This window comes from Salinarimonas soli, assembly GCF_008386575.1.
In the GTDB taxonomy this organism is placed as follows: domain Bacteria; phylum Pseudomonadota; class Alphaproteobacteria; order Rhizobiales; family Beijerinckiaceae; genus Salinarimonas_A; species Salinarimonas_A soli.
Genome location: NZ_VUOA01000022.1, coordinates 112,724 through 125,883, shown reverse-complemented (window position 1 = coordinate 125,883; position 13,160 = coordinate 112,724). Strand labels below are relative to the sequence as shown.

The 13,160-nt window shown below is 71.2% G+C and carries 11 protein-coding genes; 9 read left to right on the top strand and 2 right to left on the bottom strand.

Annotation, left to right across the window (positions count from 1 at the left end):
- Positions 1-3 precede the first annotated feature (3 nt).
- Positions 4-1,083: a lytic transglycosylase domain-containing protein gene (locus F0L46_RS27070; protein WP_188311951.1), complete on the top strand. Its 1,080-nt coding sequence runs from the start codon at positions 4-6 to the stop codon at positions 1,081-1,083.
- A 50-nt stretch (positions 1,084-1,133) separates the two neighbouring features.
- Here F0L46_RS27070 and clpB read toward each other — a convergent pair whose 3' ends face one another.
- A complete protein-coding gene (gene clpB / locus F0L46_RS12965) occupies positions 1,134-3,761 on the bottom strand; it encodes an ATP-dependent chaperone ClpB (RefSeq protein ID WP_149818149.1) in 2,628 nt (875 codons plus the stop codon).
- Positions 3,762-3,991: 230 nt separating this feature from the next.
- Between clpB and F0L46_RS12960 the strand changes: the two genes are divergently transcribed.
- The 5 genes from F0L46_RS12960 to F0L46_RS12940 all read left to right on the top strand — a co-directional run bounded on the left by F0L46_RS12960 (position 3,992) and on the right by F0L46_RS12940 (position 8,640).
- A complete protein-coding gene (locus tag F0L46_RS12960) occupies positions 3,992-4,363 on the top strand; it encodes a hypothetical protein (RefSeq protein ID WP_149818147.1) in 372 nt (123 codons plus the stop codon).
- Positions 4,364-4,377: 14 nt separating this feature from the next.
- Positions 4,378-4,659: a hypothetical protein gene (locus F0L46_RS12955; protein ID WP_149818145.1), complete on the top strand. Its 282-nt coding sequence runs from the start codon at positions 4,378-4,380 to the stop codon at positions 4,657-4,659.
- A 609-nt stretch (positions 4,660-5,268) separates the two neighbouring features.
- Entirely contained in the window at positions 5,269-6,825 is a 1,557-nt protein-coding gene (gene murJ / locus F0L46_RS12950; RefSeq protein WP_149818143.1) for a murein biosynthesis integral membrane protein MurJ, read from the top strand.
- Positions 6,826-6,899: 74 nt separating this feature from the next.
- Positions 6,900-7,940: a tryptophan--tRNA ligase gene (gene trpS / locus F0L46_RS12945; RefSeq protein ID WP_149818141.1), complete on the top strand. Its 1,041-nt coding sequence runs from the start codon at positions 6,900-6,902 to the stop codon at positions 7,938-7,940.
- A gap of 61 nt (positions 7,941-8,001) precedes the next feature.
- Positions 8,002-8,640 (top strand): GGDEF domain-containing protein, encoded by a 639-nt coding sequence (locus F0L46_RS12940; protein ID WP_149818139.1) that lies wholly within the window; start codon positions 8,002-8,004, stop codon positions 8,638-8,640.
- Between the two features lie 216 nt (positions 8,641-8,856).
- Here F0L46_RS12940 and F0L46_RS12935 read toward each other — a convergent pair whose 3' ends face one another.
- The gene (locus F0L46_RS12935; protein WP_149818137.1) at positions 8,857-9,753 is read right to left on the bottom strand and encodes a LysR family transcriptional regulator; all 897 of its coding nucleotides are present in this window, start codon (positions 9,751-9,753) and stop codon (positions 8,857-8,859) included.
- 173 nt (positions 9,754-9,926) lie between these two features.
- On the opposite strand from F0L46_RS12935, the gene F0L46_RS12930 reads away from it, so the two are divergent.
- The 3 genes from F0L46_RS12930 to F0L46_RS12920 all read left to right on the top strand — a co-directional run bounded on the left by F0L46_RS12930 (position 9,927) and on the right by F0L46_RS12920 (position 13,152).
- On the top strand, positions 9,927-11,423 hold the full coding sequence (locus tag F0L46_RS12930; protein ID WP_149818135.1) for a CoA-acylating methylmalonate-semialdehyde dehydrogenase: 1,497 nt from the start codon (positions 9,927-9,929) through the stop codon (positions 11,421-11,423).
- 73 nt (positions 11,424-11,496) lie between these two features.
- A complete protein-coding gene (locus F0L46_RS12925; protein ID WP_149818133.1) occupies positions 11,497-11,934 on the top strand; it encodes a hypothetical protein in 438 nt (145 codons plus the stop codon).
- Between the two features lie 66 nt (positions 11,935-12,000).
- Positions 12,001-13,152, top strand: a complete 1,152-nt coding sequence (locus F0L46_RS12920) for an isobutyryl-CoA dehydrogenase (RefSeq protein WP_149818131.1) — start codon at positions 12,001-12,003, stop codon at positions 13,150-13,152.
- Positions 13,153-13,160: the final 8 nt, after the last annotated feature.

The following is a 13,160-nucleotide window of genomic DNA, read 5'->3' as shown; positions in this document are numbered from 1 at the left end:
GCCTTGTTCCTGATCCGACCCCTCGCCCGGCTGGTCCTCGCGGCCGCGCTCGCCTCAGGCGGCACCGCGAGCGCCTGGGCCCTCGATCCCGCCCCGCAGCCCGAGGGCGCAGCGCCCGCCCGCGACGCGGTGCAGCCCCGCGGGCCGCACCGGCTCGGCCGCTCCATCGCCCTCGTGCGCCGCCAGGCCGAGCGGCTCGGCGTGCCCCCCGACCTCGCGCAGGCCGTGATGATGCTGGAAAGCGAGGGCGACCCGACCCGGGCCGGCCCCATGGGCGAGATCGGCCTGATGCAGGTGCGGCTCGCCACGGCGATGATGCTCGGCTTTCGCGGCGACCAGGCGGAATTGTTCGATCCGGCCCTGAACGTGAGCTACGGCGTCGCGCACCTGGCGCAGGCCTGGCGCATCGCCGAGGGCGACGTCTGCCGGACGCTCGTGAAATATCGCAGCCATTACGGCGAGGAGCGCGCCGCCCGCTTTCCCGGCGCCTGCGCGCGCCTGGGCACCACGCTCGCGGCGATGAACTCGCCGCTCGCCGAGCAGCCCGCCCTCGTCGCCCAGGCGCGCCGGGCCGCCGACCCGAAGACGGCGGACGCCCCGAAGCCCGACGCCAAGCCGGTCGCGGAGATCGCGGCCCCCACCGAGGCGCCGGCCGTGGCGGCGATCGATCACCCGCCGCCGCCTGCCCGTCCCGGCCCGCGCGACACGGGCGCCGAACCGGCCCCCGGGCCCAAGACCGTCGCCGAAGCTCCTCCCGCGGCGGAGGCGAGGCCCGAGCCGACGCCGGAGATCAAGCCTGCACCCGTCGCGCCCGTGGCAGCGGCCGTGAGCCACCCGCCCCCGCCGCGCCGCCCGGCCAAGCTCGTGGCCGCCGCCAAGCCGGCCGAGAAGGCGGCCCCGAAGCCCGCCACGAGGACGGCCGCAAAGCCCGCGCGCCCGGAGACGGACAAGCCCAACGTGACGACGACGGGCTCGACCCAGGGCGTCACCCTCGTGGCGAAGACACGCCAGGGCGGCTCAGGCAAGACCGCGCTCACCTGCACGGCGAAGACGTGCAGCCTGGAGCGCGAGGGCAAGAAGTAAGCTCATACGATGGCGCCCCTCTCCCGGCGGGAGAGGGGCGCCGACGCCGTTTAGTGCAGGGCTACACCCGACGGCGGAGCCTTGCGCTCGGACCCTGGCGCCGGGAAGCCGCCGATCGTGAGGCCGAGCGGGCCTACGGTCACGGGCACCGTCTCGCCGTCGTGGATCTGGCCCGAGAGGATCAGCTCGGCGAGCGGATCCTGCACCGCCTTCTGGATCGCGCGCTTGAGGGGGCGCGCGCCATAGGCCGGGTCGTAGCCCTTGGCGGAGAGCCAGTCGCGGGCGGCGTCGTCGAGGGTAAGCGTGATCTTGCGCTCGTCGAGGAGCCGCTGGAGCCGGCGCATCTGGATGTCGACGATCGCCCCCATCTGGTCCCGCTGGAGGCGGTGGAAGAGGATGATCTCGTCGACCCGATTGAGGAATTCCGGCCGGAAATGCCCCCGCACCACCCCCATGACCTCCTCGCGCACCGCGTCCGTGTCCTGGCCCTCGGGCTGGTTCACGAGATATTCGGCACCGAGATTCGAGGTCATGATGATGAGCGTGTTGCGGAAGTCGACCGTGCGCCCCTGCCCGTCGGTCAGCCGCCCGTCGTCGAGCACCTGGAGGAGCACGTTGAACACGTCCGCGTGCGCCTTCTCGATTTCGTCGAACAGGACCACCTGGTAGGGCCGGCGGCGCACCGCCTCGGTGAGCGCTCCGCCCTCCTCGTAGCCCACGTAACCTGGGGGCGCGCCGATGAGGCGGGCGACCGAGTGCTTCTCCATGTATTCCGACATGTCGATGCGCACGAGCGCCGTCTCGTCGTCGAACAGGAAGCTCGCGAGCGCCTTGGTGAGCTCCGTCTTGCCCACGCCCGTCGGCCCGAGGAACATGAACGAGCCGATGGGCCGGTTGGGATCCTGGAGCCCGGCGCGGGCGCGGCGCACGGCGGTGGCGACCGCTTCCACGGCCTCTGCCTGCCCCACGACGCGGCGTGAGAGGGCCTCCTCCATCTTGAGGAGCTTCTCGCGCTCGCCCTCGAGCATCCGGTCGACGGGGATGCCGGTCCAGCGCGACACGACGCCGGCCACGTGATCGGGCGTCACCGCCTCCTCCATGAGCCCCGCGCCGTCGGCCGTCTCCTCGGTCTCCTTGAGCTCCTTCTCGAGCCCCGGGATGATGCCGTAGGCGAACTCGCCGGCCTTGGCCCAGTCGCCCGCGCGCTGTGCCTGGCTCAGCGCGTTGCGGGCGTCGTCGAGCCGCTTCTTGAGCTCCGCGGCGCGGCCGAGCTTGTTCTTCTCCGCCTGCCAGCGCGCCGTGATCGCGGCCGACTGCTCCTCGAGATCCGCGAGGTCCTTCTCGAGCCGGGCGAGGCGGTCCTTGGAGGCGGCGTCCGTCTCGCGCTTCAGCGCCTCCGCCTCGATCTTGAAGCGGACGATGTCGCGGTCGATGCTGTCGAGCTCCTCGGGCTTGGAATCCACCTGCATGCGCAGGCGCGAGGCGGCCTCGTCGACGAGGTCGATCGCCTTGTCAGGCAGGAAGCGATCGGTGATGTAGCGATTGGAGAGCGTCGCTGCCGCGACCAGCGCCGAGTCCGTGACCCGGACGCCGTGGTGCTGCTCGTACTTCTCCTTCAGGCCGCGCAGGATCGAGACCGTGTCCTCCACGGTGGGCTCGCCCACGAAGACGGGCTGGAAGCGCCGGGCGAGCGCCGCGTCCTTCTCGACATGCTTGCGGTACTCGTCCAGCGTCGTCGCGCCGACGCAGTGCAGCTCGCCCCGCGCCAGGGCGGGCTTGAGGAGGTTCGAGGCGTCCATGGCCCCGTCCGCCTTGCCGGCTCCCACGAGGGTGTGCATCTCGTCGATGAACAGCACGATGCCGCCCTCGGCCGCGGTCACCTCCTGGAGCACGCTCTTCAGGCGCTCCTCGAACTCGCCGCGATATTTCGCGCCGGCGATGAGCGAGCCCAGATCAAGGGCGAGCAGGCGCTTCTCCTTGAGGCTCTCAGGGACGTCGCCGTTGACGATGCGCAGCGCCAGCCCCTCGACGATGGCGGTCTTGCCGACGCCGGGCTCGCCGATGAGGACGGGGTTGTTCTTGGTGCGCCGGGACAGGACCTGGATGGTGCGCCGGATCTCCTCGTCGCGGCCGATGACGGGATCGAGCTTGCCCTCGCGGGCGGCCTCGGTGAGGTCGCGGGCATATTTCTTGAGCGCCTCGTAGGCGTTCTCGGCGGAGGCGGAATCGGCGGTGCGGCCCTTGCGCAGGGTGTTGATCGCCTCGTTGAGGGAAGCGGCCGTGACGCCGCTCTTCGCCAGGATGCGGCCGGCCTCCGTGTCCCGCTCGATGGCGATCGCGAGCAGCAGGCGCTCGACGGTGACGAACGAATCGCCCGCCTTGTCGGCGGCCTTCTCGGCGGTGTCGAACAGGCGCAGGAGCTCGCGGGTGGCGGCCGGCTGGGCCGCGGCGCCCGAGACGCGGGGCTGCCGGGCGATCCAGGCGTCCACGAGCCCGCGCGCCCCGCGTGAATCGCCGCCGGCGCGGTCGATCAGGCCCGAGGCCATGCCCTCGGTGTCGTCGAGCAGAACCTTGAGGATGTGCTCGGGCGTGAACTGGGGATGCCCCTCCCGCATCGCCGTCATCTGGGCCGATTGCAGGAAGCCCCGCGCCCGCTCGGTGTATTTCTCGATGTTCATCTCTGTCGCCCCTTGCCGCCCCGGCGCCCTCTGGCAGGCACGCCGCGGCTCTTCGAAACCCGCCTCCGCCGCTGCGGGCCGGAGGCGCGGACGCTCAAGCCTGAGCCGCCCGCTCCGGTGATGTGGGTGTGTCCCAAACGTCACACAAGCCCCCGAGGGCTGCGGAACGTTTGGCCCCGGCCTCCCGTTGACCCGCACGACGCAGCGGCTCCTGCACAGGAGGCTTGACCATGAGCACCCACGACCCGCGCACCGAGGCCGAGAAGGCCCGGGCCGCCCTTCGCGCCAACGACCAGATGGGCATGGCGCCGCCCGAAAGCGACATGGAGCGCCGCCCCTCGACGACGCCCGAGACCTTCGGGGTCCACGGCCGCGAGGCCGAGAACCTCGAGGGGCACGACGGCGTGACGGCGGGCGGAGAGGCCCGGCGCACCAGCACGAACCCGGCCGAGCACGGCCCGGGCACCGACAACGACCCCACCACCGGCGGCTTCGGCATCGCCGACACCGAGTTCGGCCATTCGAACTCGGACATGCTCTCGGACCTGGAGCGCGTGGTCACCGGACGGGACGGCGACGCTATGTCCCGGGGCAAGAAATAGATCAGGAGGCGATCATGAACTTCTTCTCGCGCATCTCAGGCTGGCTCGGACGGGGCTCCGACGCCCAGGGCGGCTCCCACGGCAAGACCGATCTCCAGAAGAACATGGAAAAGGCCCTGGAGATGAAGAAGGCGGCGGGTCCCCAGACCCACATCCCCGAGCACGTCAGCGCCCATGACGGCAACGAGGGCTCGCACGCCACCGAGAACGACAATGTGGGCCGCCAGCAGCAGCAGGGTGCCTTCGAGCCCCAGCTCAAGCGCACCCACGGCAACCGCCAGGGCGACCTCGGCTAGGCAGGGGTCTCAGGGGCCGGCCCGAAAAGGCTTGCTCCTGCCTCCCTCCTGTTGAGGAGCGCTCGAAGAGCGCGTCTCGAAGCACGCCGGACGCCGGCCACAGCCCTTCGGAGCCCTCTGGAGCGCCCTTCGAGGCCGGCCTTCGGCGGGCATCTCAGGACGAGGGTGAGACGGGCCTTGATCTCTGGGCCTGTCCCGCGCCAGGAGGTGAAAGCCCTGGCGCGGCGCGTTGCGCTCCAAGACGCGCCAGCCGGGCGCCTGTTTGAATGTGCCAGAGTGCGAAGCCACGGCCGATGACTCGTGGTCCCTGGAGGGCTGTGAGAGCGTCCTGCGTGCTTCGAGACGCCCGCCGCGCGGGCTCCTCAGCATGAGGAGGGGTGGCTACATCCGGCTCCCACCTTCGACCTCGTCCTGAGATACCCGCAAAGCGAGCCTCGAAGGGCGCTCCAGGGAATTCCGCCCGGCTCACCCCCGCTGGAACCTCTTTTCGTATGAGGGGGATGGCGCGGTCGTCGAAGCCCAGCCTCTCAGGTGATCGCCGACGACCCACGGCGTCCGCCCTCCCCCGGCACCCTAGCCCTGCCCGTCTCGCCCTGCCATAAGGCGGCCATGTCGCTCATGCGCTCCGCCGCCATCGTGGGCCTGGTCGCCGCCTTGTCGCGGGTGGCCGGGTTCGTGCGCGACGTGATGATCGCGGCGGCCCTCGGCGCGGGGCCCGTCGCCGACGCCTTCCTCGTCGCCTTTCGCCTGCCCAACCTCGTGCGCCGCACCTTGAGCGAGGGCGGGTTCGAGGCGGGGCTGGTGCCCCTCTACACACGCCTGCGCGCCGAGCGCGGGGACGAGGCCGCGGGCCGCTTCGCGGGCGAGGCCCTCATGGGCCTCGTGGTTCTCGTGCTGGCGCTCGTGGCCGTGGTGCAGGTGGCGGCGGGCGGCGTGGTCCTGCTCCTGGCGGGCGGCTATGCCGGCGATCCGGGCACCCGGGAGCTTGCCGCCACCCTGATCCGGCTCGCCTTTCCCTTCGTGCTCGGCGTCTCGGCGGCCGCGTTCCTCGGCGCGCTGCTCACGGCCCATCGCCGCGCCCTGCCCGCCGCGCTCGCGCCGCTCACCGTGAATGCGGGTCTCATCCTCGTGCTTGCGGCCCTGAACCGGATCGGCGGGCTCGCGCCCGAGACCCGGGCCATGTGGCTTGCGGCGGCCGTCACGGGGAGCGGCTTCGTGCAGCTTGCCGTCGTGGCGGTCGCGGCCCGGGGGATCCCGGGCCTCGGGCTCGCGCGCCCGCGCCTCTCGCCGGAGGTGCGGCGGCTTCTCGCCCATGGCGGGCCGGCGCTCGCCGCGAGCGCGGCGGCGCAGCTCATGATCGTGGCCGCTACGCAGGTCGCCTCCTTCACCCCCTCCGCCGTGTCCTGGCTCTACTACGCGGACCGTTTGTTCCAGCTGCCCCTGGGCTTCGTGGGCGTCGCGGTGGGGCTTGTGCTCCTGCCCGAGATGGCGGCCCGGGAGGCCGAGGGCGACAGGGCGCGCTTTCTCGACGCCCAGAACCGGGCCCTGGAGGCGGCGCTCCTGCTCGCGCTGCCCGCCGCCCTGGCCCTGGGGCTCCTGGCCTACCCCATCGCCGTCGTCCTGTTCCAGCGCGGCGCCTTCGGGCCCGTGGATTCCACGGGCACGGCGCTGATCCTGGCGGGCCTCAGCCTCGGGCTGCCCTTCGCGGCGGTGGGCAAGGTGCTCTCGCAGTCGCTCTTCGCCCGCGGACGGGCCCGGGCGGCGCTGGCGACGGGCGGGTTCGCCGTGCTCGTCACCGCGGCGGCGGCCTTCGTGCTGGCCGAGATCGTCGGGGTCGCAGGCATCGGGATCGGCACCGCGCTGGGCCTTGCGGCGCACGCGGTCTCGCTGGGGTTGGTCCTAGCGGCCGAGGGCCTGTGGCGGGTCGATGCGCGCCTGCGCGAGCGCCTTGGCCGCATGGCGGGCGCCTGCCTTGCCATGGGGGCCGCGCTGTTCGGGATGCGGGACCTCCTCCAGGGGCTCGTGGGCTCGCTTCGCCAGGGCTGGATCGACACGCTCCTGCTGGGCGGCTTCTGCGCCCTGGGACTTGCCGTCTATGCGGGCGCCGCGCTCCTGTTCGGGGCCGTGACGCGGGCGGATCTCGCGGCCTTGCGCGGGCGCGGCTGAGGGCGCGGCACGCTCGCGGCTTGCGTTCCCGCCACCCTTGCCATAAGGCCCCCTGCTCGGGCAGAGGATCAGGCATGAGCGGGTTCAAGGAGCGCGTGTTCTCGGGCGTCCAGCCGACGGGGAACCTGCATCTCGGCAATTATCTGGGGGCCATCAAGCGGTTCGTGGCGCTCCAGGACGGCTACGACTGCATCTATTGCGTGGTGGACCTGCACGCCATCACCGTGCCGCAGAACCCGGACGAGCTGCGGGGCCAGATCCGCGAGGTCACGGCCGCGTTCATCGCCGCGGGCATCGACCCCGCCCGCAACATCGTCTTCAACCAGAGCCAGGTGCACGAGCACGCGGAGCTCGCCTGGATCTTCAACTGCGTCGCCCGCATGGGCTGGCTCAACCGCATGACGCAGTTCAAGGAGAAGGCCGGCAAGGACCGCGAGGCCGCGTCGGTGGGCCTCTTCGCCTACCCGACCCTCATGGCGGCCGACATCCTGGCCTACCGCGCCACCCACGTGCCCGTGGGCGAGGACCAGAAGCAGCATCTGGAGCTCACCCGCGACATCGCCCAGAAGTTCAACAACGACTGGTCGGCGGCGATCGCGGCGAACGGCTTCGGTGAGGCGTTCTTCCCCCTCACCGAGCCCCTGATCGGCGGGCCTGCGGCGCGGGTGATGAGCTTGCGCGACGGCACGAAGAAGATGTCGAAATCGGATCCGTCCGACAATTCGCGCATCAACCTCACCGACGACGCGGAGGCCATCGCGCAGAAGATCCGCAAGGCGAAGACCGACCCCGAACCCCTCCCCTCCGAGGAGCGGGGCCTGGAGGCGCGGCCCGAGGCCGACAACCTGGTGGGCATCTACGCGGCGCTTGCCGACCGGACGAAGGCCGAGGTCCTGGCCGATCACGGCGGCGCGCAGTTCTCCGCCTTCAAGGCGGCGCTCATCGATCTCGCGGTCGACAAGCTCTCGCCCATCACGGCCGAGATGAAGCGCCTGACGGGCGATCCGGCCTATATCGACGGCGTGCTGGCCGAGGGCGCCGAGCGCGCGGGCGCCATCGCCCGCGAGACGCTCGACGCGGTGAAGGACATCGTGGGCTTCGTGCGCCGGCGCTGAGCCGGCGGCGGGGTGCGCCCTTGAGGGAACGTTTACCCTCCGCTGCGAGGCTCCGGACCGCATGACCCGGACCCGCCTTCAACGCCGCCCCTCCGACGACCGCGCGCCCCGCGACGAAGCGGGCGACCTGCGCTCGGAGCTCGCGCGCCTTGCCGCCGAGCTCGAGGCCGCGCGGGCCCATGCGGCGCGCCTCGAGGCCCTGGCCTACGAGGACCCGCTGACGGGAGTGTGCAACCGCCGGGGTTTCGGGCGCGACCTCGCCCGCGCGCTCGCCTACCGGGCGCGCTACGGCACGCCGGTCGCCGTGATCCTGATCGATCTCGACGGCTTCAAGCGCGTCAACGACACCTACGGGCACGGGACGGGCGACCGCGCCCTGGCGCATGTCGCCTCCCTCCTGAGAGCCCATGTCCGCGCCTCCGACACGATCGGCCGGCTCGGCGGCGACGAGTTCGGCCTCGTCGTCTGGCAGATCGAGCCCGCGGCGGCGGCGGCCAAGGCGGCGTCGCTGGAGGCGATCGTCGCGGCGACCCCCCTGCCCCACGGCGACGGCGTCCTTCCCCTCGCGATCTCGGCCGGTGTGTCGCAAATCGAGCCGGACGACACCCCCGAATCCATCCTCGCCCGCGCCGACGCGGCGATGTACGCGCGAAAGCACGGGCGGCTCCTCCCCTCTCCCGGATGGGAGAGGGATGCATAGAGTGCCAGGGGGTGAGGGGTCACGCTGGGAGATTCGCAGCACTCTACCGCCGCGCGCCCGTCATCCCCGGGCTTGACCCGGGGACCCAGGACGACGGCTCGACTGGATGGCCGGGTCAAGCCCGGGGATGACAGGTGGATGGGTCATGCGAACCCTCCACCCTGGCCCCCCTCACCCCCTACCCCTCTCCCATCCGGGAGAGGGGAGTTGCCCCTGCTACGGCAGGAACAGATGCCGGCAGGCGCGGACTTCCTTGATGACGAAGTCCATCGTGGCGCGGATGCGGGCGATGTCCTTGAGGTCGGCGTGGACGATCAGCCAGAACGAGCGGGTGATCGCCACCTGGTCGGGCAGCACGGGCACGAGGCGCGAGTCCGTGACGGCCATGAAGTGGGGCAGGACGCAGATCCCGGCGCCTGCCAGCGTCGCCTGCATCTGGGCCACGAGGTTCGAGCTCTGGAGCCGCGCCCGCAGGCCTTTGGAGACCTCGTCGAGATAGTCGAGCTCAGGGGTGAAGATCAGGTCGTCGATATAGCCGATGACCTGATGCTCGTGGACGTCGTCCGGGCGCAGGATCGGGGCCGTGCGGTCGAGATAGCCCTGCGTGGCGTAGAGGCCGAGCCGGTAGTCGGTCAGCCGGCGCGCGATGATCTTGCCTTCCTTCGGGGGCGAGAGCGAGATCGCGATGTCGGCCTCGCGCTTCGACAGCGAGAGGAGGCGCGGCATGGCCACGAGCTGGATCTCGAGATCGGGATAATGCGTCGCGAGGGCCGCCGTGCGGGGGCTGAGGAACATGGTCCCGAAGCCGTCGGGCGCGCCGATCCGCACGGTTCCCGAGAGCGCGAGGTCGGCGCCGCCGATCTCGGATGAGACCGCGAGCGCCTGGGTCTCGATCGCCTCCGCCTTGGCAAGCAGCCGCTCGCCGTGCTCGGTCAGCGCATAGCCCTGCGGCCGGCGCTCGAAGAGCTTCGCCTTGAGGGCGTCCTCCAGGGCGGTGATGCGGCGCGACACGGTGGCGTGATCCGCGCCGAGCCGCCGTGCCGCGACGGTGAGCCGGCCCACCCGCGCCACCGCGAGGAAGAACCGCAGATCGTCCCAATCGAAACGGCTCATCGGTGCCTCCGGCCCCGACGGCCGTGGCCGGCTCCTCCCCTACCCGTCATCGTCGCCCCCGTTCCTCTACGCAACTTTGGCATTCACGCACGCGACAGCTTCTGTTTCTCGTATCGACGTGCGAATATGACAATGATACGGGGAAGCCAAGATTTTAATTCGGAGGGGACGCCATGCGGACGGTGGGTCATTTCATTGGAGGCCGTGAGGTCGAGGGCCGGTCGGGCCGCTATGCCGAGATCTTCCAGCCCATGACGGGCGAGGTGATCGGGCGCGTGGGCCTCGCCTCCCGCGACGAGATGCGGGCCGCAGTCGAGAACGCCGCCGCGGCTCAGCCCGCCTGGGCCGCCACCAACCCGCAGCGGCGCGCCCGCATCATGATGAAGTTCCTCGACCTCGTCGCCCGCGAGATGGACAGCCTCGCCGACCTGCTCGCCCGCGAGCACGGCAAGACCGTCCCCGACGCCCGGGGCGACATCCAGCGCGGCGTCGAGGTGGTGGAGTTCGCCTGCGGCATCCCGCACCTCCAGAAGGGCGAGTACACGGAGGGCGCGGGCCCCGGCATCGACATGTATTCCATGCGCCAGCCCTTAGGCGTCGTGGCCGGCATCACGCCGTTCAACTTCCCCGCCATGATCCCGATGTGGAAGTTCGCGCCCGCCATCGCCTGCGGCAACGCCTTCATCCTCAAGCCCTCGGAGCGCGACCCGGGCGTGCCGATGCGCCTGGCCGAGCTCATGATCGAGGCGGGCCTGCCGGCCGGCATCCTCAACGTGGTGAACGGCGACAAGGAGGCGGTCGACGCCATCCTCGACGACGCGGACATCCGCGCCGTGGGCTTCGTCGGCTCCTCGTCCATCGCCGAGTACGTCTATTCGCGCGCGGCCGCGACGGGCAAGCGGGCGCAGTGCTTCGGCGGCGCCAAGAACCACATGATCATCATGCCCGACGCCGACCTCGACCAGGCGGTCGACGCGTTGGTGGGCGCGGGCTACGGCTCGGCGGGCGAGCGCTGCATGGCGATCTCGGTCGCGGTGCCGGTGGGCGAGGCGACCGCCGACGCCCTCATGAGCAAGCTCGTGCCTCGCGTCGAGAGCCTCAAGATCGGCCTCTCCACCGACCCGTCGGCGGATCTGGGGCCGCTGGTCACCAAGGCGCATCTCGACAAGGTGCGGTCCTACGTGGACATCGGCGTGCAGGAGGGGGCGGAGCTCGTGGTCGACGGGCGAAACTTCCGCATGCAGGGCTACGAGAACGGCTTCTACATGGGCGGCTGCCTTTTCGACCGGGTGACCGCCGACATGCGCATCTACAAGGAGGAGATCTTCGGGCCCGTCCTCTCGGTGGTGCGCGCGAAGGACTACACGGAAGCGCTGCGGCTGCCCAACGAGCACGAATACGGCAACGGGGTCGCGATCTACACCCGCGACGGCGACGCCGCCCGCGACTTCGCCGCGAAGGTGAATGTGGGCATGGTGGGCATCAACGTGCCGATCCCGGTGCCGCTGGCCTACTACACCTTCGGCGGCTGGAAGCGGTCGGGCTTCGGCGACCTGAACCAGCACGGGCCGGACGCGGTGCGCTTCTACACCAAGACCAAGACCGTCACCTCGCGCTGGCCGTCGGGCATCAAGGACGGGGCGAGCTTCGTCATCCCGACCATGCAATAAACGTCAGGATCCATTCAGGCGGGGCGTGGTTAAGCTTACAGGCGACACCACGCCCTCCAAGGAGCCGTTCGTCATGCGTCCTTTCATCCGTCTTTCGCTGCTGTCGGCCCTGCCGCTGCTCCTGACCGCCTGCCAGACCTACGAGGCGAGCTACGTCGAGACGCCGGCGGTCCGGCGCACCTACGTCGTCGAGCGCGGCTACGACCCCTACTACGCGCCCCGCCCGACCTACCGGAGCCGGTCCGAGGAAACCTATTACGAGGATTACCCGGCCCGGCGGTCCTACCGCGAGCGGGCCTACCCCGAGCGGGTGTATCCCGAGCGGTCCTACGGCTACCAGCGGCCCTATGCCGGGCCGGTCACGCGCCCGAACTACGCGGACCGTCCGTCCACGCCGCCGGTCGTCGTTCGCGACCCCCAGGGACGGCCCGCCGTCGTCCCCGACGGACGCATCCTGCCCCCCGGCACCCGGGTCATCGAGCAAGGCGGCGATCCGCGCGCGGACCGCTAGGCCGCGCAGCCTCGACCCGGCAAGCAGCCCTCTCCCGCGCCGCCCTTGGAGCGCAAGCACGAGCCCATGTCCGCCTTCGACCTCACCGACGACCAGATCGCGATCCGCGACATGGCCCGGGCCTTCGCGGCCGACAACCTCGCGCCGCACGCGGTCGAGTGGGACCAGGCGAAGCACTTCCCCGTCGACGTCATGCGCGAGGCGGCGGCCCTCGGCATGGGCGGGGTCTATGTGCGCGAGGACGCCGGCGGCTCGGGCCTGTCGCGCCTCGACGCGGCCCTCATCTTCGAGGCGCTGAGCCTGGGCTGCCCCACGGTCTCGGCCTACATCTCCATCCACAACATGGCCGCGTGGATGATCGACGCCTACGGGTCCGACGAGCAGCGCCGGCGCTGGCTCCCGGGCTTGTGCACCATGGAGCTGCTTGCAAGCTACGCCCTCACCGAGCCCGGCGCCGGCTCGGACGCCGCGAACCTGAAGACCAAGGCCGTGCGGGACGGCGACCATTACGTGGTGAGCGGCGTCAAGCAGTTCATCTCGGGCGCGGGCACCTCCGACCTCTACGTCACCATGGTGCGCACGGGCGAGGGCGGCGCGGGCGGCATCTCGACCCTCGTGATCGAGCGCGACACGCCGGGCCTGTCCTTCGGGGCGGAGGAGAAGAAGATGGGCTGGAACGCCCAGCCCACCCGCGCCGTGATCCTGGAGGAGGCCCGGGTGCCGGTCGCGAACCGGCTCGGCCCGGAGGGCATCGGGTTCAAGATCGCCATGCGGGGCCTCGACGGCGGGCGGCTCAACATCGGGGCCTGCTCGCTCGGCGGCGCACAGGCCGCCCTCGACAAGGCGCTCGCCTATACGGGGGAGCGCCAGGCCTTCGGCAGCCGGCTCGACCAGTTCCAGGCCCTGCAGTTCACCCTCGCCGACATGGCGACCGATCTGGAGGCGGCGCGCACCTTCCTGTGGCGGGCGGCAGCCAGCCTCGACGCGGGCTCGCCCGACGCCACGCGGCTGTGCGCCATGGCCAAGCGGGTGGCCACCGACACAGGGTTCGAGGTGGCCAACAAGGCGCTCCAGCTGCACGGGGGCTACGGGTATCTGGCCGATTACGGGGTGGAGAAGATCGTGCGCGATCTTCGGGTGCACCAGATTCTGGAGGGCACGAACGAGATCATGCGCATGATCGTGGCGCGCGGCCTCGTGGGCCGGGGAAACCGGTGAACCGGCCC

Coding starts and splice junctions, on each gene's coding strand:
- F0L46_RS12955 (WP_149818145.1), top strand. CDS start 4,378: ATGAACTTCTTCTCGCGCATCTCAGGCTGGCTCGGACGGGGCTCCGAC.
- F0L46_RS12930 (WP_149818135.1), top strand. CDS start 9,927: ATGCGGACGGTGGGTCATTTCATTGGAGGCCGTGAGGTCGAGGGCCGG.
- clpB (WP_149818149.1), bottom strand. CDS start 3,761: ATGAACATCGAGAAATACACCGAGCGGGCGCGGGGCTTCCTGCAATCG.
- F0L46_RS12920 (WP_149818131.1), top strand. CDS start 12,001: ATGTCCGCCTTCGACCTCACCGACGACCAGATCGCGATCCGCGACATG.
- F0L46_RS12940 (WP_149818139.1), top strand. CDS start 8,002: ATGACCCGGACCCGCCTTCAACGCCGCCCCTCCGACGACCGCGCGCCC.
- murJ (WP_149818143.1), top strand. CDS start 5,269: ATGTCGCTCATGCGCTCCGCCGCCATCGTGGGCCTGGTCGCCGCCTTG.
- F0L46_RS12935 (WP_149818137.1), bottom strand. CDS start 9,753: ATGAGCCGTTTCGATTGGGACGATCTGCGGTTCTTCCTCGCGGTGGCG.
- F0L46_RS12925 (WP_149818133.1), top strand. CDS start 11,497: ATGCGTCCTTTCATCCGTCTTTCGCTGCTGTCGGCCCTGCCGCTGCTC.
- F0L46_RS12960 (WP_149818147.1), top strand. CDS start 3,992: ATGAGCACCCACGACCCGCGCACCGAGGCCGAGAAGGCCCGGGCCGCC.
- trpS (WP_149818141.1), top strand. CDS start 6,900: ATGAGCGGGTTCAAGGAGCGCGTGTTCTCGGGCGTCCAGCCGACGGGG.